The sequence below is a fragment of the Kibdelosporangium phytohabitans genome (assembly GCF_001302585.1).
GTDB lineage: Bacteria > Actinomycetota > Actinomycetes > Mycobacteriales > Pseudonocardiaceae > Kibdelosporangium > Kibdelosporangium phytohabitans.
Genome location: NZ_CP012752.1, coordinates 6,806,492 through 6,826,674, shown reverse-complemented (window position 1 = coordinate 6,826,674; position 20,183 = coordinate 6,806,492). Strand labels below are relative to the sequence as shown.

The 20,183-nt window shown below is 70.5% G+C and carries 11 protein-coding genes; 9 read left to right on the top strand and 2 right to left on the bottom strand.

Features of this window, described 5'->3' with window-relative positions; all coding sequences use genetic code 11:
* Positions 1 to 146: 146 nt before the first annotated feature.
* Both AOZ06_RS30750 and AOZ06_RS30745 read left to right on the top strand, forming a co-directional pair.
* Entirely contained in the window at positions 147 to 845 is a 699-nt protein-coding gene (locus AOZ06_RS30750; RefSeq protein WP_054292596.1) for a DJ-1/PfpI family protein, read from the top strand.
* Positions 846 to 1,164: 319 nt separating this feature from the next.
* Complete coding sequence (locus AOZ06_RS30745) at positions 1,165 to 3,240, top strand: MMPL family transporter (protein ID WP_054297031.1); 2,076 nt, start codon at positions 1,165 to 1,167, stop codon at positions 3,238 to 3,240.
* Here AOZ06_RS30745 and AOZ06_RS30740 read toward each other — a convergent pair.
* Entirely contained in the window at positions 3,163 to 4,425 is a 1,263-nt protein-coding gene (locus AOZ06_RS30740) for an MFS transporter (RefSeq protein ID WP_063810139.1), read from the bottom strand. The two genes, AOZ06_RS30745 and AOZ06_RS30740, sit on opposite strands and share 78 nt — an antisense overlap.
* Positions 4,426 to 4,583: 158 nt before the next feature.
* Here AOZ06_RS30740 and AOZ06_RS30735 point away from each other — a divergent pair, with 158 nt between their 5' ends.
* From AOZ06_RS30735 to AOZ06_RS30725, 3 genes are all read left to right on the top strand, one after another.
* The gene (locus tag AOZ06_RS30735; RefSeq protein WP_054292595.1) at positions 4,584 to 5,462 is read left to right on the top strand and encodes an alpha/beta hydrolase; all 879 of its coding nucleotides are present in this window, start codon (positions 4,584 to 4,586) and stop codon (positions 5,460 to 5,462) included.
* 326 nt (positions 5,463 to 5,788) lie between these two features.
* The gene (locus AOZ06_RS30730; RefSeq protein ID WP_054292594.1) at positions 5,789 to 7,537 is read left to right on the top strand and encodes a fatty acyl-AMP ligase; all 1,749 of its coding nucleotides are present in this window, start codon (positions 5,789 to 5,791) and stop codon (positions 7,535 to 7,537) included.
* Complete coding sequence (locus tag AOZ06_RS30725; protein ID WP_054292593.1) at positions 7,534 to 14,055, top strand: type I polyketide synthase; 6,522 nt, start codon at positions 7,534 to 7,536, stop codon at positions 14,053 to 14,055. The genes AOZ06_RS30730 and AOZ06_RS30725 overlap by 4 nt, the downstream gene beginning before the upstream one ends.
* A gap of 37 nt (positions 14,056 to 14,092) precedes the next feature.
* Here the strand turns inward: AOZ06_RS30725 and AOZ06_RS56955 are convergent, their stop codons facing one another.
* Positions 14,093 to 15,211: a PucR family transcriptional regulator gene (locus AOZ06_RS56955; RefSeq protein ID WP_054292592.1), complete on the bottom strand. Its 1,119-nt coding sequence runs from the start codon at positions 15,209 to 15,211 to the stop codon at positions 14,093 to 14,095.
* Between the two features lie 132 nt (positions 15,212 to 15,343).
* Between AOZ06_RS56955 and AOZ06_RS56950 the strand changes: the two genes are divergently transcribed.
* The 4 genes from AOZ06_RS56950 to AOZ06_RS30700 all read left to right on the top strand — a co-directional run bounded on the left by AOZ06_RS56950 (position 15,344) and on the right by AOZ06_RS30700 (position 20,175).
* On the top strand, positions 15,344 to 16,762 hold the full coding sequence (locus tag AOZ06_RS56950) for an AMP-binding protein (protein WP_054292591.1): 1,419 nt from the start codon (positions 15,344 to 15,346) through the stop codon (positions 16,760 to 16,762).
* Entirely contained in the window at positions 16,759 to 17,982 is a 1,224-nt protein-coding gene (locus tag AOZ06_RS30710) for an alpha/beta hydrolase (RefSeq protein ID WP_054292590.1), read from the top strand. Before AOZ06_RS56950 ends, AOZ06_RS30710 begins: the two co-directional genes overlap by 4 nt.
* Positions 17,979 to 19,178 carry an MFS transporter gene (locus AOZ06_RS30705; RefSeq protein WP_063810138.1) on the top strand — a complete coding sequence of 400 codons (1,200 nt, stop codon included), beginning with the start codon at positions 17,979 to 17,981 and terminating at the stop codon, positions 19,176 to 19,178. Before AOZ06_RS30710 ends, AOZ06_RS30705 begins: the two co-directional genes overlap by 4 nt.
* 82 nt (positions 19,179 to 19,260) lie before the next feature.
* Positions 19,261 to 20,175, top strand: coding sequence for a hypothetical protein (locus AOZ06_RS30700; protein ID WP_054292589.1), 915 nt, complete (start codon positions 19,261 to 19,263; stop codon positions 20,173 to 20,175).
* The last annotated feature ends 8 nt before the right edge of the window (positions 20,176 to 20,183 follow it).

Here is a 20,183-nt window from a genome sequence, read left to right as displayed (position 1 = left end):
TCACCGTGGGTGAGCGCGGCAGTCGCCCGGCACCTGCTGGACGGGTATGTCGCGTGGGCGTCTGCGAACCTCGAAGCCAGGACGTCTTTCCCACGAATACGGACATTCCGGTCGTCGGAGGCGTGGTCCGGGCCATGCTGGGACCCATGACGCAGAAGACGATCGCGTGTGTGGTGTTCCCCGGTCTGACCCCGCTCGACCTGGTCGGCCCGGTCACGATGCTGGGCATGCTGACGTGGATGGAACCGGAGTACGAGCTGACCGTGGTCGGCGCGCGGATCGAGGAACACGAGACCGACGCCCCGCTGCGCATCACCCCGAGCCACACCTTCGACCAGGTGCGTGACCCGGCTGTGCTGGTGGTGCCGGGCGGCGCTGCCCCGGCGTTCCGGGCGATGACGGACAAGGCGCTGCTGGGCTACCTGCGTGCTGCGTCGGCGAGCGCGGAGATCACGGCGTCGGTGTGCAGTGGTTCGTTGTTGCTGGGGGCGGCCGGGCTGCTGAAGGGAAAGCGTGCCACCACGCATTGGACGGTGCTCGATCTGCTGGCGGAGTTCGACGCGACGCCTGTGCGGGAGCGCTGGGTCGAGGACGGTGACGTGATCACCGCCGCTGGGGTGTCGGCGGGGATCGACATGGGGCTGTACCTCGTCGCCCGGCTCGCTGGGCAGGACGCGGCCCGGATAGCCCAGTTCGGCGCGGAGTACGACCCCGAGCCGCCGTTCGGCCCGCTGGATTGGGATGCCGCGCCGCGCGAGTTGTTCGCCCCGGCCGCGGTGTCCTGGGTGACCGAGGGTCTCGCCGGCGACCCCGATCTCAGTGCCCGCCTCAGGGCCCGGCTCTGACGATACTTCGTTTAGGACTACGAACACAGTGAATAGAGAAGTGACAAAAATAGGCGCGCCACGAAGGCGGGGAAGCGGGGTCGCGGATCAGTCCACACTGGATTGCGCGGACTCGTCTCGGCACGAGGTGTTCATCCACCGTGAATTCAGGATGAGTTGAACTGCCATCCCCTGTCCACAGTGGCGTCACTGTGGACATCGAGCCACCCGGCCGCGGGTTGTGGGTCTGGTCACGACTCGCGGTCGTTTGGTTGCGCGTCGTAGCTACTGGCGAGTTAGGTTTGACCACCGAACCACATCTTCGCCAGGCGGTGTGCCGATGCAGGTCGAGATCCAGAACACCAGGAAACACGAGCAGCGCACGCGGCCGGGGCCTGTCCGGTGGGTGCTGCCCGCGCTGGTGATCACCGCGTGGCTGGTGTTCGGCGCACTCGGCGGCGGGCTGCCCGGCAAGCTCGCCCAGGTGCAGACCAACGACGGCGTGTCGTTCCTGCCTGCCGACGCCGAAGCGACCGAGGTAGCCCACCTGCAGGAGAAGTTCGCGGGCGGCAAGATCCAGCCCGCGCTCGTGATCTACAGCAGGGACGGCAAACTGGCCGACGGCGACAGCCAGGTCGTGGCCGACCGGGCCGCACGGATCGCGCGGCTGCCCGGCCTCGCCGGGCCATCGTCCGCCCCGGTGACCGCGCCGGCCGGCGACGCGGTGCGGGTGATCGTTCCGGTGTCCGGTGTGGACGGATTCGAGACCGGCAAGACCGTCGGGAAGATGCGGGACATCGCCGCCGAGAACCTGCCGGACGGCCTGCGGGTCAACGTGACCGGTCCGGCCGGGTTCACCGCCGACTTCGGTGAGGTGTTCGGCGGGATCGACGGACAGCTGCTGGTGATCACCGCGATCGTGGTCGTGGTCATCCTCGTGCTGGTCTACCGCAGCCCGTTGCTGCCGATCGTCGTGCTCGCGTCCGCCGGGCTGGCCCTGGTGCTGTCCTCGGCCGCGGTGTATCCGCTGGCGCGGGACGGCGTGCTGACCCTCAACGGGCAGAGCCAGGGCATCCTGTTCATCCTCGTGTTCGGCGCGTCCACGGATTACGCGCTGCTGCTGGTCGCGCGATATCGCGAGGAACTGGTGGACCGCGCCGGATCGTGGCAGGCGATCGTGGCCGCGGTGAAGGCGTCGTTCGAGTCGATCGCCGCGTCCGCGGGCACGGTCATCCTCGGTCTGCTGTGCCTGTTGTTCAGCGAGTTGTCCTCCAACAAGGGCCTCGGGCCGGTCGCGGCGATCGGCATCGCCGCGTCGCTCATCGCGTCGTTGACCTTCCTGCCCGCCGCGCTCGCGTTGCTCGGGCGTGCGGCGTTCTGGCCCACACAGCCCAACAAGCACCACAAACCCGGTGTGTGGCAACGGTTGGCGGAGGTGGTCGGCCGCCGGTTCCGTCCGGTGTGGATCGCCACCGCCTTGGTGCTGGCCGCGCTGGCCGCGCTGGCGCCGATGCTGAAGTCCACCGGGGTCAGCCAGACCGATGTGTTCCTCGACCGGACGGACGCGGTCGTCGGCCAGGAGGTGCTGGCCGGGCACTTCCCCGGCGGCGCGGGCAGTCCTGTGGTCGTCGTCGTCAACGACCAGGTCGCGGCGCAGGTCGTCCAGGCCGCGAAGGTCCCCGGGGTCGCCGACGTGACCGCGAACCCGAAGGTGGTCGACGGCAAGGTCGAGGTCGACGCGGTCCTCCAGGCCACGACGGACTCGCCGGAGGCCAAGGAGACCGTGCAGCGCATCCGGGACGCCGTGCGGGCCGTACCCGGCGCCGATGCCAAGGTCGGTGGTCAGACCGCGATCCAGGCCGAGGTCATCGCGTCCGCCGAGCGGGACCGGACGGTGATCATCCCGATCGTGCTCGTGGTGATCTTCCTGGTGCTCGCGTTGCTGCTGCGGGCGTTGCTCGCGCCGTTCGTCCTGATCGCGACGGTGGTGCTGTCCTTCGCCGCGACACTCGGCGTCGCCGCCCTGGTGTTCAACAACGTGTTCGACTTCCCGGGTTCGGATCCGTCCGTGCCGCTGTACGCCTTCGTTTTCCTAGTCGCGCTGGGAATCGACTACAACATCTTCCTGATGACCCGGGTCCGCGAGGAGTCGCACAAGAGCGGTACCCGGGCCGGGGCGCTGCACGCGCTCGCCGTGACGGGCGGTGTCATCACGTCGGCAGGCGTGGTGCTGGCCGCGACTTTCGCCGCGTTGTCCGTGCTGCCGATCCTGTTCATGGCGCAGATCGCGTTCCTGGTCGCCTTCGGCGTCCTGCTGGACACGCTGATCGTGCGCTCGCTACTGGTACCGGCTCTCACGCTGGACATCGGCCGCCGGATCTGGTGGCCCGGCAGGCTGCGGCTCGGCGAGCGGTGATTCCACCCGCGCGCAGGGCTTCCCGGACACGCACAGCGCCAGTACCGCGCCGATGGCCACGACGACCGCCGCGACCAGAGCGGACGCGTGGAAGCCGGCCAGGAAGACCGCGGGGTCACCGAGTCCCTGGGTGACCCCGTCCGGATCCGGCGCACCGGGAGGCACGTGCCACGACATCACCAGGCCGAGCGTCAGGATGCCGAGCACACCGCCGACCTGGGTCGCCGCCTGCTGCAGCGCGGAAGCCAGGCCGGACATCCGCTCCGGCGCTCCGGCCACGACGATCTGGGTCGCCGCGATCAGTGCGATGCCGGTGCCCGTGCCGAGCACCAGTGAGTACGGCAGCAGCGTGGCCGCGCCGGAGGTGGTGTCCAGCGTCCGGAACCCCAGCAGCCCGGCGCTGATCAGCGCGAGCCCGCCGACTGCGGGCCACTTCGGTCCGAACCGGCCGGTCAGCGCGCCCCCGATCGGCGCGGACAACACGATGACGGCGGTCAGCGGCAGCAGCCATTCCCCGGCGCGCACCGGTGTGAAGTCCCGGACGTTCTGCAGGTACAACGTGAGGAAGAACAGCAGCCCGAACAGCGAGAAGTAGCTCAGTCCGATGAGGACAGCGCCGAGCGGGACGCCCGGTGTGCGCACCAGGGCGCGCACGCTGCCGGGGCGGTCGGTCGCCTTGGATTCCCTCGTGGCCCACAGGGTCAGGCCGGCGGTGAGCACGGCGACCGGCAGGTTGATCAGGAAGACCACGGGCCAGCCGTGGTGCTCCACGATGGTCCCGCCGAGGATCGGGCCGCCCGCGATCGACACGGCCGACGCGCCACCCCAGATGCCGAGGGCGAGTTCGAGCCGGTCCCGCGGGAAAGCGGCCCGCAGCAGAGCCAGCGCGGCCGGCTGCAGCATGGCGCCGCAGACGCCCTGCGCTCCGCGCAACAGGATCAGCAGCCAGCTCGACGTGGTCAGCGCGATCAGCAGGGACACCACGCCGAACCCGAGCACGCCTGCGAGGAAGACCGTGCGCCTGCCCAGCCGGTCGGCCGCGCGGCCCGCCGGGAACAGCGCGAGTGCCAGGGTGAGCAGATAGGCGTTGGCGATCCATTGCAGTTCCGGCATGGACGCGCCGACCGACTGCGCGATATCCGGTCCCGCGATGGTCAGCGCCGTACCGTCGAGCCCGACCATCATTCCGCCAAGTGAAACCGCCGCGAGGGTCCACCACGGGCTTCGTGAAATGCGAGTCATCACTCCCGCCTTGACTAGGTGGGGCTATTTCCTCAACGGTATTCCGGTGCGATACCGGATCACAACGAGGATGACAGATGCATCACCATGGTGACAAAAAGGTGGCAGCGATTCGTTTTCTCGAGCAGCATGTCGCGGAACTCGACGTCCGTTCCGATGCGCTGGACCGGGTGGTCACGGTGCGATTGTTGACCCCTCGTGACTGGGTCCCCCGATCGAGCAGAGCGTGGCCGACGCTGTACCTGTTGCACGGCGGCGACGACGGGCCGGAGTGCTGGTCGGAGCAGACCGACATCAACGTCCGCGCGTTCGCGGCAGGCGTGCTCGTGGTCCTGCCGCCGGCCGGCCGTGCGGGTTTCTACACCGACTGGCGGGGGCCCGACAGCCAGGGGACGACACCGGCGTGGGAACGATTTCACGTCCATGAGCTGCCGGAACTCATCGAGCGCGAGTTCAGCGGCAGCGATCGGCGTGCGGTGGCCGGGGTGTCCATGGGCGGGTACGGCGCGGTCGCGTACGCCGCGAAACACCCGGGGATGTTCGTCGCGGCGGCGTCCTACAGCGGGCTGCTGCACACGACCCGGTTCGGCCGGGCCGCGGTGCTGCGGTTCTGGCTGCGGAGTGTCGGTGAACGGATGCGGAACATGTGGGGTCCCCGCTGGCGAAATCGTGGGGTGTGGCGGGCCAACGACCCGTACTGGCTGGCAGAAGCCCTGGTCACGACGCCGCTGTACCTGTCGGCGGGCGACGGGACCAGGATCGAGGGCGATCCGCCTGCCGACGGTGAGCAGATGATCGAGAAGTTCACCACGCCGACCACGCGTGCGCTGGTCAAGCGGCTGGAGCGGCTGGGGCATCCCGCTATGCGGACGAGTTTCGGGCCGGGGACGCACGCGTGGCCGTGCTGGCAGCGCGAACTGGACCGGTCTTGGGCCTTCCTCTGCTCGGCGCTCACGGAGCGTGAGATTCGGCAGTCGTGAAAGCTCGGTTTGCCCTTGAGTAAAGGTGTGAAATTACTCTGCGTATTCCGCGTACGATGAGAAAACGGGTTTTCCACAAGGAGTGCCCCGATTCACAGGGTGGCCCGTTGCGTCGTTATTTGACTCGCGGGTAACCTCCGCCGAGTTGGAGCATTCGAATGGGTGAAGAAGCAAAACCCAGGCCTTGCGGAGAACCTCCCCCGTGAGGGTTATTGACACTGGGTGAAATGAATAGACACGAGGTTCTGGAATCCTGCACCGGGGCAGGTAGACCAGGGATGACCTTGCCCAGTTTTCCCTGCACGAATCAAACAGGTGGGATCACCATGGTTGTTCGAGACACCGATTTCCGGGATGGATTCGAGCCGCTGACCGCTGCTCTGGCACGGCTGGCGTCGTCCGGCGAAACCGCGTTCACGTTCGTCGACTACAGCGAGGACCGCGACGGCGCGGCCGAGTCGATCAGCTGGTCCGAGCTGGACAGACGCGCTCGCGCGCTCGCCGCCCGGCTGGCCGAGGTGACCAACCCCGGCGAGCGGGTGGCCATCCTGTGCCCGCAGAACCTGGACTACGTGGTCAGCTTCTACGGTTCGCTGTACGCGGGCGTCATCTCCGTGCCGTTGTTCGCGCCGGAAGTGGCTTCGCACGGCGAACGGCTGGTCGGCGCGCTCGCCGACAGCGACCCGGAGGTGTGGCTGACGTCGTCGTCGGCAATGGGCGCCATCCGCGAACTGCGCGACAAGCATCCCGTCCCGCGCCCGAAGCAGCTGCTCGCCGTGGACACAGTGGACAGTTCGCTCGCCGACGGGTTCGAGCCGGTGCCGCCGGCCGCCGACCAACCCGCGTACCTGCAGTACACGTCCGGTTCGACCAGGCGCCCGGCCGGCGCGGTGATCACCCACGACGCGGTGGCCGTGAACGTGCACCAGGTGATCACCGGATTCGGCGTCGACGAGAGCTTCACGTGCGCGGGCTGGCTGCCGTTCTTCCACGACATGGGCCTGATATCACTGGTCTGCCTGCCGGTCGCGGCGGGCTGTCCCGGCGTGTTCACCACCCCCTTCGCCTTCACCCGGCGTCCCGCCCGCTGGCTGCGGATCATCGGCTCGCACCCCAACGTGATCACCGCCGCGCCGAACTTCGCGTTCGAGTACGCCGCGGTCAAGCTGTCCGACCAGGACAAGCAAACGCTTGATCTCAGCGGTGTCCGCGTGGCCATCAACGGCAGCGAACCGGTCCGCGCAGGCACCATCGACTTCTTCCAGGAAGTGGCCGGGCCGCTCGGGTTCGCCCCCGCCGCCCACCGCCCGTCCTACGGCCTCGCCGAGGCGACCGTGTTCGTCAGCACGACACCACCGGGCGCTCCGCTGGTGGTCACCGTGGACCGGGAGAAGCTCGGTGCGGGCGAGGCGGTCGACGTCCCGGCGGACGACGACAAGGCGCTGGACCTGGTGTCGGCTGGGCACGTCGTCGGCCAGCAGGTCAAGATCGTCGCCGACGGCGCGGTGCGGCCGGATTCGCACGTCGGCGAGATCTGGATCAACGGCCGCAACGTGGCCGACGGGTACTGGCGCCAGCCGGAGCGGTCCGCGGAGACCTTCGACGGCCGCCTGACCGACGGCACCGAGCCCGCGGGCGGCTGGCTGCGCACCGGCGACCTCGGCGTGGTGCACCACGGCGAACTGTTCATCACCGGGCGGCTCAAGGACCTGATCATCATCGACGGCAAGAACCACTACCCGCAGGACATCGAGGCCACCGTGCAGGAGGCGCACCCGGCGATCCGGCGTGACCGGCTCGCGGTGTTCCCGATCGAGCGGGACGGCAAGGAAGGCCCGGTCGTCGTGGCCGACCACGACCGCGGCCTCGACCTGACCGACGAGGACCGCGCCGAGATCGGCAGGCAGGTGCGTGCCGCCGTGGCGCGCCACCACGACCTGCGGCTGCTCGACTTCGTCCTGGTGCCGCCGGGCACCGTGCTGCGCACCTCCAGCGGCAAGATCGCCCGCGCGGCGACGAGGAAGCTGTACCTGGACCACACCACCGGCACGACCAAGGAAGGGAGCGCGCAGTGACGACTTCGCCCAGAACCGCGGCAGCACTCAAGCAGTGGCTGACCGAGGAGATCGCCGAATCGTGCGCTCTCGACGTGTCCGAAGTGGACCCCAGCAGGCCGATCCGCGAGTATGGGCTGACCTCGCGCGACGCACTGCGGCTCGTCGGCGACCTCGAGGACATGCTCGACCGCGAACTGCCGTCCGCGCTGATCTGGCAGCACCCGACGATCGACGCCCTCGTCCAGGTCCTGCTCGGAGAACCGGCGGAAACCGGAGTCGCGCCCGTGGTGGCGGCGGGCGCGACTGCCCCGGGCGTGGCCGAGCCGATCGCGGTGATCGGCATCGGGTGCCGCCTGCCCGGCGGGATCCACGGCCCCGAGCAGTTCTGGCGGTTGCTCGTCGAAGGCAACCACGCCATCACCCGCGTCCCGGACGGCCGGTGGGAGCAGTTCGGCTACGACTCGCCCGAGCAGGCCGAGCGGCTGTCCAACACCACCCGGTGGGGCGGTTTCCTCGACGAGATCGCCTCGTTCGACGCCGAGTTCTTCGGCATCGCGCCACGTGAGGCCGCCGCGATGGACCCGCAGCAGCGGCTGTTGCTCGAAGTGGCGTGGGAGGCGCTCGAGCACGCCGGTGTGTCGCCGGATTCGTTGCGGGGCACCCAGACGGGTGTGTTCGTCGGGATCAGCGGCAACGAGTACAGCCACCTGACCCTCGGCGACGTGAGCCGGGTGGACGCGTGGAGCGGAACCGGTTCGGCGCTGAGCATCTCGGCCAACCGGCTGTCCTACGTGCTCGACCTGCGCGGACCGAGCATGGCGGTGGACACCGCGTGCTCGTCGTCGCTCGTCGCGGTGCACCAGGCAATCCAGAGTCTGCGCACGGGTGAGAGCGAGGTCGCGCTCGCCGGTGGGGCGAACCTGTTGCTCGGTGCCGGAGTCACCGCGACGTTCGACCAGATGGGCGTCACGTCGCCGGATGGGCTCTGCAAGGCGTTCGACGCCTCGGCGGACGGCATCGCCCGTGCCGAAGGCGCCGGCGTGGTCGTACTCAAGCCGTTGTCGGCGGCTGTCCGTGACGGCGACCGGGTGCTGGCGGTCCTGCGTGGCTCGGCGGTCAACTCCGACGGCCGGTCCAACGGCCTGACCGCGCCGAATCCCGAGGCGCAGCAGGCGTTGCTGCGCACGGCGTACGCCTCGGCCGGAGTCGACCCGGCCGAAGTCGACTACATCGAGGCGCACGGCACCGGTACGCTGCTCGGCGACCCGATCGAAGCGTCCGCGCTGGGTGCGGTGCTGGGCAGGGGACGCCCGGCGAGCGGGCCGCTGCTGGTCGGGTCGGTGAAGACCAACCTCGGTCACCTCGAAGCAGCGGCGGGCATCACCGGTCTGATCAAGACGGTGCTGGCGCTGGCCAACCGCCGGATCCCGGCGAGCCTGCACTTCACCGAACCCAACCCGCACATCCCGTTCGACGACTTCCGGCTCGCGGTCGCCGCCGAGCAGCAGCCGTGGCCCAACCGGGACCGGCCGGGCCGGGCAGGCGTGTCCGGTTTCGGCTTCGGCGGAACGAACGCGCACGTGATCGTCGAGCAGGCGCCCGCGGCCGAACAGCGGGCGGGCACGCTGACCAAGCCGGGGCAGTTCCTGCTCGGCGCGACCTCGGTGACACGGCTGCGCCGCGCGGCCAAGCAGCTCTCCGACTGGCTGACCGGGCCGGGGGAGCACGCCGGGCTGTCCGATGTGGAACACACGCTGGCCCGGCGCGGCAGCGGCCGCAGCCGCGCGGTGATCACCGCGGGCAACCGCGCCGAGCTGATCTCCGGTCTCGACGCGCTGGCCCAGGCAACGGCCACACCCGGTGTCGCGCTCGGCAACCGGGACCAGGTCGGGCCCGGTCCGGTGTGGGTGTTCTCCGGTCAGGGCGCGCAGTGGACCGGGATGGGCAGGCGGCTGCTCGACGAGGAACCGGCGTTCGCCGAGGCGGTCGACGAGGTCGACCGCGCGCTGCTGGCGGTGTCCGGCCCGTCGCTGCGGGAGGTGCTCGAAGCGGGCGACGAGCCGACGGTCTTCGAGGTGCTCCAGCCTGTCCTGTTCGGACTCCAGGTCGCGCTGGCCCGGTTGTGGCAGCACTACGGTGTCCAGCCCGCCGCGGTCATCGGGCATTCGCTCGGCGAGGTCGCCGCGGCCGTGGTCGCGGGCGCGGTCACCCTCCAGGACGGCGCGCTCATCGCCGTGCGCCGGTCGGTCCGGCTCGCGGCCACCGCGGGAACCGGTGCCATGGCTGTGCTGGAACTGCCCGCGGCCGAGGTCGGGAAGCTGCTCACCGAGTACCCGGAGATCGCGGCGCACGTGGACATCGCGGTCTACAACGCGCCCGGCCAGACCGTGGTCGCGGGCAGGCACGACAAGGTGCCCGCGCTGGTGGAACTGGTGGAGCGGCGCGGCCTGATGGCACGCCTGGTCAAGTCCACTGTGGCCGGTCACTCGCGGATGGTCGACCCGGTGCTCGACGCGTTGCGCTCGGACCTCGCCGGGGTACGCCCCGGTGAGCCGACTGTGACGATCTACCCCACCGCGGTGGCCGACACGCACGCGACGGTCACGCACGACGCCGGCTACTGGGTCGGCAACGTCCGCAACGCGGTCCGGTTCGCCGACGCCGTGACAGCCGCCGTGGCCGACGGGTTCACCACGTTCGTGGAGATCTCGCCGCACCCGGTGCTGTTCCACGCGGTCACCGAAACCGCGGGCAAGGCGACCGTCCTGGGCACACTGCGCCGGTCCGACGACGAGACCTGGCACTTCCACGCGAACCTGGGTGCGCTGCTGGCCGTGTCCGCCACACCACCGGCCACCCGCGGCCGGCTGCTCGACCTGCCGACCACGCCCTGGACGCGCACGGAGCACTGGACCAAGCCGATCGCGCGTGCGGTGCCCGCCGGAACCCACCCGCTGCTCGGTGTCCACGTCGAACTGCCGGACGAGCGGACGCACCTGTGGCGGGCGGATCTCGGCGCGGGCACGCAGCCGTGGCTGGCCGACCACCGCATCGACGGCCGTTCGTTCCTGGTGAGTTCGTGCTACGTCGACATGGCCTTCGTCGCCGCGTCGACCGTGCTCGGCACGTCACCCGACCGGCTCGCGCTCAAGGAAGTGACGCTGCACCAACCGTTGCCGTTGACCGAGCACACGCCGGTCACCACGACGTTCACGCCGTTCGACCACGGCGTGGGCGGCCGGATGAAGGTGCACACCAAGAACGCCGAAGGCGCCTGGATCCTGCACTGCGCCGCCACGGTCACCGGCGTCAGCACCCTCGACACCGACCGGGAACCGGACGACGAGGCAGGCACCGGCTTGGCGCCCGCGGAGCTGTACCAGCGGCTGCGTTCGCGCGGGGTGGAGTACGGCATGGCCTTCGCCGGGGTGTCGGACGCCCGGGTCGGCAAGACCAGTGCGGTGCTGTCCATCGACATCCCCGAAGCCGTTCCCCGCGCCGGGTATCTCGTGCACCCGGTGCTGCTGGAGAGCTGCCTCCAGGGTTTCGCGGCCGTGCTGCCCGCGGACGCCGGCCAGGACACGCTGCACATGCCGGTCGAGTTCGGGTCGGTCCGGGTGCTCGGCGACCCCGGTCAGGGGGCGTACGCGTACGTGAGCATCGTCGAGCAGCGGGGACCCGGCGAGGTCGTCGGCGAGTTGCGCCTGGTCGACCTGGACGACCGGGTGGTGCTGGAAATCACCGGCATCCGCGTCCGGGCGATCCCGCGTGCCCAGATCGCCGCCCCGCTGCGGGAGCGGCTGCTGCACCGCACCTGGGTGCCGCAGGAATCGCCGACCACCCGGCAGAACGGACCGGTCCTGCTGGTCGCGGGCCCAGGGCACCCGTTGGCGCACCGGGCGCTGGCCACGCTCACCGCGGTCGGCGTCGAAGCGCGCCTGGTGTCCGAAGTGGACGCGTCGGTGCTCGCGGCCGACGAGCCCGCGTCCGTGGTGCTGCTGCAGGACTCCGACCACGGCCACGGAATCGGCACGGCCAAGCGGTCGGTGCTGGCGGCCACCGAATGGGTCCGGACCCTGGTGGACCTGCCGGGCGAGCCGCCCCGGCTGTGGCTGGTGACGTCCTCGGCGGCCACCGTGCTCGGCGACGAACTCGGCCAGCCCGGCCCCGCGTCCGTGCGCGGCCTGGTCCGGGTGCTGTCGTTCGAACACCCGGCGCTGCGGGCGACCTGGCTGGACCTCGACGGCGCCGACCCGGCGCGAGCCGCGGCGGAACTGTCGGTCGAGCTGACCACAGCGGGCACGGATGACGAGATCGCCTGGCGGGCGGGCCGCCGGTATGTCGGCAGGCTGTCCGCCGCCCCGGTCCCCACGCCGCACCCGGAGCAGCGGCCGGTGGTCCGACCCGACGGCGGATACGTCATCACCGGTGGTCTCGGTGGTCTCGGGCTGCTGATCGCGGGCTGGCTGGCCGACCGGGGCGCGCACACGCTCGTGCTCAACGGCCGCAGCGCGCCGAAACCGGCGTCCATGGCCGTGATCGAGGAACTCCGCTCCGGCGGGACGAACGTCGAGATCGTGCTCGGTGACATCGCGGAACCGGGCGTGGCCGAGAAACTGGTCGCCGCGGCGGGCAAAGCGAGAGGCATCGTGCACGCCGCCGCACTGTTCGCCGACCGGACTGTGGCACTGCTCGACGAGGAGACCGTGCACAGGACGTGGCGTCCCAAGGCCGAGGGCGCGTGGCGGCTGCACGAGGCGAGCGCCGGGCTGGACCTGGACTGGTGGTTCGGGTTCTCCTCCGCCACCGCGCTGCAGGGCTCACCGGGCCAGCCCGCCTACTCGACCGCCAACACCTACCTCGACAACCTCGCCGCCCTGCGCCGTGCGCAGGGACTCCCGGCGACGACCGTGCAGTGGGGCACGTGGGCGGAAGTCGGTGCCGCGACAGACGTGGACCTGCCCGGCGTGTACCCGATCACCCCGGCGGAAGGGCTGAGCCTGATCGCCGACGTGCTCGCCGGTGCCCCCGGCACGGTGGGTGCGCTGCGGCTGAACGCGCCGCGCCTGGTGGGCGCCTTCCCGGAGCTGGCCAAGGTGCCGTTCTCGGCGGGCATCCTCGCCGAACACGTGACCGCGACCGCGCGATCCGGTGACTGGCCGGGCATCGAGGCGGTGCGTGAGCTGGAACCGGCCGAGATCCGCAGGCTGACCGGCGACCAGCTGCGGTCGCGGGTGGCGTCGGTGATGGGCCTGCAGGCCGAGGCACTGGCCGACGACCTGCCGCTGACCAGTCTCGGCGTCGATTCGCTGCTGGCGGTGCGCATCCGCAACGCGTTGCAGCACGACTTCGAGATCAACCTGCCGGTGCCGGTCTTGTTGCGCGGTGCGACGCTGGCGGACCTCGCGTCGAGGCTGTACGCGGAGATGGACGTGTCCGACGAGGCGTCCGGCGCGCCGCTGCCTCGCCGTACTGTGCTCGTGCCACCCAGGGACGCGGCGGAGCGGCTCGTCGCGGCGGCATGGCAGGACGTGCTCGGTGTCCCCGTCGGTGTCACCCACGATTTCGGGTCGCTGGGCGGTGACGAGGCCAAGGCCGAACAGGTCACCGCGCTGCTCACCGAACGCAGCGGGCACGCCCTGACGCCGGCCGCGCTGTTCGCGCAGCCGACGATCGAGATGATCGCCGCGAAGATCCGGGAGCTGGACCACCGGTCCGGTCCCGTCCGGGTGCTGCGCAAGGGCGGATTCCGGACGCCGCTGTTCTTCTTCCACCCCGGTGGCGGCGACACGGCGGTGTTCCGCCAGCTGGTGGACCTGATCGACCCGGACGTGCCCGCGTACGGATTCGACCGCGTGGACGGCGAATCAGTGCAGCAGCGCGTCGCGGCGGTGTTGCCCGAGCTGCGGCGGATCCAGCCGCACGGGCCGTACCGGCTGGCCGGGTGGTCGTTCGGCGGGTTCCTCGCCTACGAGGCCGCGCAGCAGCTCACGGCGGCGGGGGAGCGGGTGGAACTGCTCGGCCTGGTCGACCCGATCATCCCGTTGCCGCACCAGGACGGGCTGTCGGAGGTGCAACAGCTGGAGAGCCGGTTCAAGCGGTTCGGCGAGTTCCTGGAAAGCGCGTACGGCAAGCACGTCGACCTGCCGTTCGCCGAGATGGCGCGGCTGGGCGACGAGGCGCAGGCCGACCTGCTCGCGTCGACCATCCTCGCCGCGGAGGTGGTCGACGCCAGGGTCAGCGAGGCGATCCTGACGCATCAACGGCTGTCCTTCCTGGACGTGCGGCACCTGGAGCGCTACCAGCCCGCGCAGTACAACGGGCCGGTGATCTACTACAGCGCCGCCGACCCGGTCCCGGGCGGGCTGCGTGACGAGCGGTTCGACCGGCGGGATCCCGCTCGCGGGTTCGACGCGGTGTGCACCGACCTCGAGCTGGTGGTCGTCCCCGGCCACCACCTGTCGGTGCTGGACCCGCCGAACGTCAACGTGATCGCCGGACACCTGGCCGCCGCGTTGTCGCGGGTGCGCCAGTAACACGCCGGGTGAGTGGGGACACCGCGCGCGTCCCCACTCACCGGACCCGCGGTGGAACCGCCGACAGCCACCAGATCTCGGCCAGGTCGGCCGGGTCGCGCAGGTCGGCGCCCGTGAGATCGGCGAAATGGGTGAGGCGGTGGCGCAAGGTGTTGGGGTGGACGTGCATCGCCGCAGCCGTCTCGTCGACGCGCAGCCCGTGCGACAGGTACGCCAGCACCGAACGCCAGATCTCCTCGCCGAAACTCCCCTTGACCCGCAACGGGACCAGCAGCCGGTCGGTCAGCACCTTCGCCATGTCACCGTCGACCGCGGCGATACCCGACAACCGCAGCGACGCCAGGCTGTGCGGCCCGGTCAGCCCGAGCCGCAGCGCCGCGGTCAGCGCCCGGCCCGCCGCCACGTACGAGGCACGCAGGTCGGCCTCCATCGGCCCGATCCCGAACGTGCCGAGCGACGGCAGCAGCTCGACCGTCGATGTCAGCAGTCCCAACACATCCTGGTGCACCATGGCCGCGACCAGCCCGTCTTCGGGCATCGCCGCGCGCAACGCCGAGACGGTGACCCCGGGAGCGAGCCTGCCGCGCAACGCCGAGTACCGCCCGCCCGGTGCCAAACCCAGCTGCACCAGGTACTGCTGGGTGGCCAGCTCCGACGGCGCCTGCGTGAGCAAGGCACGCAACGCGTCGCCCATCCGCTGCTCGTCTTCCCGCGCGCTGCGCAGCTCGACTTCGCGGTGCGCCTCGGCCGCCGCGACCGTGACCGCGTCCAGCCACCGCCAGATCAGGTGCACCATCGTCAACAGGACCGCGTCGTCCGCACCACGCCGTTTGCCCTCCGTGGACAGCAGTTTCCAGAACTCCTCACCGGCCGCGCTGTACGCGGCCAGCACAGCGGACAGGCTGATGCCCTGCCTGGCCCGTTCGGCGCCGACGGTGTTGATCTCCCGCAGTTCCGCGCCGTCCGGCATGCGCCCCTCACGCAGGTGCGCCAGTGCGACGACCATGATCTGCCGGTTGCCCTGCCGCAGCGCGGCGTCCGGGATCCGGTCGTACTCGGGCACCCGCGTCCTGATCCGGGCGACCAACCGGTTCACCGCGGCGTCGAGCAGCACCGGATCCCGCAGCAGGTCACTGAGGACCGCGCGCACCGTCATTGTGGACTCCTCCAATCCCGGCACCGCCAGGATGGTGCAGCGGCCACCGTCGCGCCCTTCGCCGTTGTCGTGTCACTTGATCGGCGCAATCCTGTACGGAACACAACGACGTGCACGGAAAGGGGCATCACCTTGCCGCCTACTCCGCTGGCCACTCGCCTGGCGCAGCTCGCCGTATCCGATCCTGCCCGCCCGGCGGTCACTTGTGGTGGGACATCCCTCACACGGCAGCAGTTCGACCGGCGCACCAACGCGTTGGCACGGGCCTACGCGGCCCGTGGCGTCAAAACGGGTGACCTGGTGACCATCGGCCTGCCCAACGGGATCGGCGCGGTCGAGGCGGCCGTGGCGGCGTGGAAGCTCGGTGCCACACCGCAACCGGTGTCCTACCGGTTGCCGGAGGGTGAACAGCGGGCCGTGCTGGACCTGGTGCGGCCCGCGCTCGTGGTCGGCCTCGGACAGCCGGAGATCGAACCGGACCCTTCGGACGAACCACTGCCGCCCGCGGTGGCGCCCGCGTGGAAGGCGCCGACGTCCGGCGGCAGCACCGGACGCCCGAAAGTCATCATGGCCACCCACCCCGCGGTCGCCGAGGTCACCGACGAGTTCGCGGCGGTCTTCGGCATGCGGCCCGACAGCGTGCACCTCGTCGCAGGTCCGCTGTACCACAACGCGCCGTTCATGATGTCCGCCGCGGCCCTGTTCTCCGGCAGCCACATCGTGGTGCTGCCCAAGTTCGACCCGGTGGAGCTGCTGCGGTCGATCGAGACGCACCGCGTGGAGTGGATGTTCCTGGTGCCGACCATGATGCACCGGATCTGGCGGCTGCCGCCGGAACAGCGCGACGACGTGGACCTGTCCAGCCTGCGGGTGCTCCTGCACGGCGCCGCGCCCTGCCCGCCGTGGCTCAAGCACGCGTGGCTGGACTGGGTCGGCCCGGAGCGGGTGTTCGAACTGTACGCCAGCACGGAAGCGCAGGCCGGGTGCCTGATCTCGGGCACGGAATGGCTGGCCCACCCCGGCAGCGTCGGCAAGGTCGCCCGCGGCGAGATGCGCCTGCTGGACGCCGACCACCGCGAGGTGCCTGTCGGCGAGGTCGGCGAGGTCTGGATGCGGCCGAGCCCCGGCGATCCCGCGACCTACCGGTACCTCGGCGACACACCCACCACACTGGCGGGTGGCTGGGAGTCGCAAGGTGACCTCGGCAGGGTCGACGAGGACGGGTACCTGTACCTGGCCGACCGCAAACCGGACATGATCCTGGTCGGCGGCGCGAACGTGTTCCCGGCCGAGATCGAGGCCGCGCTGGACGAACACCCGGCGGTGCAGTCGAGTTGCGTGATCGGCCTGCCGGACGACGAATACGGCAACACCGTGCACGCCGTGGTGCAGTCGGCGCAGCCGCTGGACGTCGACGACCTGCTCGACCACCTCAGGCAGCGGCTGGTCACCTACAAGCTGCCCCGCACCTTCGAGCGGGTCGGCTACCCGCTGCGCGACGACGCGGGCAAGGTCCGGCGGGCGGCGGTGCGGGCGGAGCGTCTCGCGTGACAGGCAGCGTCAAAGCCGGGCCCGAGGTGATGGCCAGGATGACGCTGGGTGCGCGGCTGGTCGAGTACGAACTGCGCTCGCGTGTCCTCGCCGACCCGACGAAATTGCGGATCCTGTTCCCGAACGGCTACGGCGAGGACCCGAAGACCCGGTACCCGGTGCTGTACCTGCTGCACGGCGGGGACGACGACTACCGCTCGTGGACCGAGGAGGGCGGCGCAGCCGAGTCCACCGAGGACATGCCGTTCATCGTGGTGATGCCGCACGCGGGCAACGGCTTCTACTCCGACTGGGTCAAGCCGGGCCGCTACGGCCGGGTGCGGTGGGAGACGTTCCACATCAAGGAGCTGCTGCCGTGGATCGACCGGACATTCAGGACGGCCGCGCACCGCTCCGGCCGCGCGCTGGCCGGGTTGTCGATGGGCGGTTTCGGTGCGATGTCCTACGCGGCAAGGCATCCGGACCTGTTCACGGCCGCGGCGAGCTTCTCCGGCGCGCTGGACACCAACAGGTACACGTTCGTGCCGGAGATCGCCGCACGGCGTGACGGCGGACCGCTCGGCGCGATCTGGGGCGACCGGATCACCCAGTCCGTCCGCTGGCGCGCCCACAACCCGTGGGACCTCGCGCCGAACCTGCGGGGCATGTCGCTGACCGTGCGGACCGGCACGGGCCTGCCCGGTCCGCACAACGAGCGGTCCAAACCGGACCCGCTCGAAGCGATCGTGTTCCACGAGTCGATGCGCCTGCACCGGCGCCTGGAACGCCTGGGTATCAAACACCACTGGCACTACGGAAACGGCACGCACAGCTGGTCGTACTGGTCGGAGGACCTGCGCGCCACGCTGCCGACGATCGCGAACGCGTTCGCCAACCCGACCACGACACCCACACCGTTCACGCACGTGTCGGCCGAGGACGACTACCGGGCGCGGGGCTGGACCGTGCACTTCAGGCGGCCGCGGATGGAGTTCTCCACGTTGGCCAACGCCCACTGCACGGGGTTCACGCTGATCGGCAGCGGCGTCGCGACCGTGCGGACCGCCGGGTGGTTCGAGCCCGACCGGGAACACAGGATCGCCGTGGACGGGCCGTTCGACCAGCGCACGACGACCGTGCGGGCCGACCCGGCCGGGAGGCTGGCGTTGTCGCTGCGGCTGGGGCCGACGGGACACGGCCGCAGGCACACCGTCCACGTGTCCATCTCGGAGGAAGTGTGACGACGTCCGAAACGCCGGTGAAACCGGTCGGCCCGCTGTGGATCGGGTCGCTGTCGCTGGCGACGCTGGGTATGTCGGTCGCGGTGCTCACCCCGATCCAGGTGCTGCTGCCGTTGCAGATCGAGGCGATCGACCCGGCGTCGAAGGTGGTCAACCTCGGCTGGATCACCACCGTCGCCGCGATCGTGTCCATTGTGGTCTGCCCGATCGCCGGTGCGCTGTCGGACCGGACGAGGTCGCGGTTCGGGCGGCGACGGCCGTGGGTGCTGGGCAGCGGGCTGGTCTGCGCCGGGGCGATGGCCGGGCTCGGCGCACAGCACACCATCCTCGGCGTCGCCCTGTTGTGGGCGGCGGTCCAGGCCGGGACCAACGCGATGTACGCCGCGCTGACGGCGTCCGTGCCCGACCAAGTGCCTGTGCGGCAACGCGGGCTGGTGTCGGCGTTCGTCGGACTGCCGGTCCCGCTGGCCCTGGTCGTCGGCTCGTTCCTGGTGACCGCGGTCGTCACCGGTCAGTTCGGCGCGTACCTGCTGCTGGCCGTGCTGTTGCTGGTGTTGATCGTGCCGTTCCTGCTCAACCCGCTCGACCGGCCACCGGCCGCACCGCCGGCACCGGCGCCGTTCCGCCTGCGCGGCAACAGCGACCTCGGCTGGGCCTTCGGCTGCAGGTTCGCCATCCAGCTCGCCAACGCCGTCGGCACCCTGTACCTGCTGTACTACCTGCGTGACGTGGTCAAGCACCCCGACCCGCCGCAGGCGGTGTTCGTGCTGATCGTGCTGTACACCGCCGGAGTGCTGCTGACGAGCGTGATCGCCGGGCGTTGGTCGGACCGGACCGGCAGGCGCAAGGTGTTCGTCGTCGGGTCGTCGGTGATCGTCGGCGCCGCGATGGTCGTGCTCGGCTTCGGCCAGAGCTGGCCGTCGGCGATGCTCGCGGCAGCACTGATGGGTGTCGGTTACGGCGTCTACCTGGCGGTCGACAACGCGTTGATCACCGAGGTGTTGCCGTCGGAGGCGAGCCGCGCACGTGACCTCGGCATCGTGAACATCGCCAACACCGCGCCGCAGGCCGTGGCACCCGCCGTCGCCGGTGCGGTGATCACCGCCTTGGGCGGGTACACGGGCCTGTACTTGCTGGCGGGCGTGGTCGCTCTGATCGGCGCAGCGCTGATCCGCCCGGTGCGCGCAGTGCGTTAGTGCGCCTGCCCGACCTGCGCGCGTGCCCAGGCTGTCGGTCTGGTGAGATTGTCTGAGCGTCAGCACGGGAGCGGGGGTAGCTGTGAGGATTTGGCCGATTCTGTGCCTGGCGTTGCTCGCGGGCTGCACGCAGGCGGTGCACGGCACGGCCGTCGCCCCGCCGGACGCGTCCCCTTCCGCCGCGCGGCCGTCCAACTTGGCGCTGGTCGACGCGGAAGCCACCAAAGAGGTTCTGCTGGCGACGGCATCGGCGGTCGAAGGAGTCTTCAGCTTCGACCCGGCCAATCCCGACGCGCAGCAACAGGCCGTCACGAAGTACCTGACCGGCTCGGCGCGCACTGAGGTCGAGAAGCTGCTCGGCCCGGTCCGGCAAGCCGGTGCGCAGGTCAGCTCCAAAGTCAACGACGTGGCGGTGTCGGAGCTGACCGAGAACTCCGCGCGGGTGCTGGTGATGATCGACCAGACCAGCGCACGGCCGGGCGGCCAGTCCACGAAAGGCGGCGCGGCCGTCGTCGCCGTCGGCAAACGCGAGCAAGGCGCGTGGCAGTACTCCGAGATCTCGGTCAACCCGACGCTCAAGTCCATCCCGAAGTCAACCGGTGGCGGGCTCGTGGAAGCCCGTGACAAGGCGCTGACCGCGGCCCACACCGGCATCGTGACCCTGCTGAGCATCGACGGCAACGACGTCAGCGGCTCGCTCGACCGCCAGCTGACCGTGCTGACCGAACCGCTGCTGACGCAGATGCGCGGCGCGATGACCACCGCCGCGCAGACAATGCGGGAAAAACGCACCACAGTGACGGTCGCCGAAGATCCGATGGTCGCCGCGACGGCCGTCACCCCGGACGTGGTGACCGGCCTCGCGCTCGTGAAGACCACGGTGACCAGTGCCGACGCGCCGCAGCCCGCCGAGCGGGTCATGCGCATGAAGTTCGAGCTGGCCAAACAGGACAACGGCTGGAAGTTCCGCGGCATCAACAACCTCGTGGCGTCCTGAGCGGCGTA

Coding starts and splice junctions, on each gene's coding strand:
- AOZ06_RS30750 (WP_054292596.1), top strand. CDS start 147: ATGACGCAGAAGACGATCGCGTGTGTGGTGTTCCCCGGTCTGACCCCG.
- AOZ06_RS30745 (WP_054297031.1), top strand. CDS start 1,165: ATGCAGGTCGAGATCCAGAACACCAGGAAACACGAGCAGCGCACGCGG.
- AOZ06_RS30740 (WP_063810139.1), bottom strand. CDS start 4,425: ATGATGGTCGGGCTCGACGGTACGGCGCTGACCATCGCGGGACCGGAT.
- AOZ06_RS30730 (WP_054292594.1), top strand. CDS start 5,789: ATGGTTGTTCGAGACACCGATTTCCGGGATGGATTCGAGCCGCTGACC.
- AOZ06_RS56955 (WP_054292592.1), bottom strand. CDS start 15,211: ATGACGGTGCGCGCGGTCCTCAGTGACCTGCTGCGGGATCCGGTGCTG.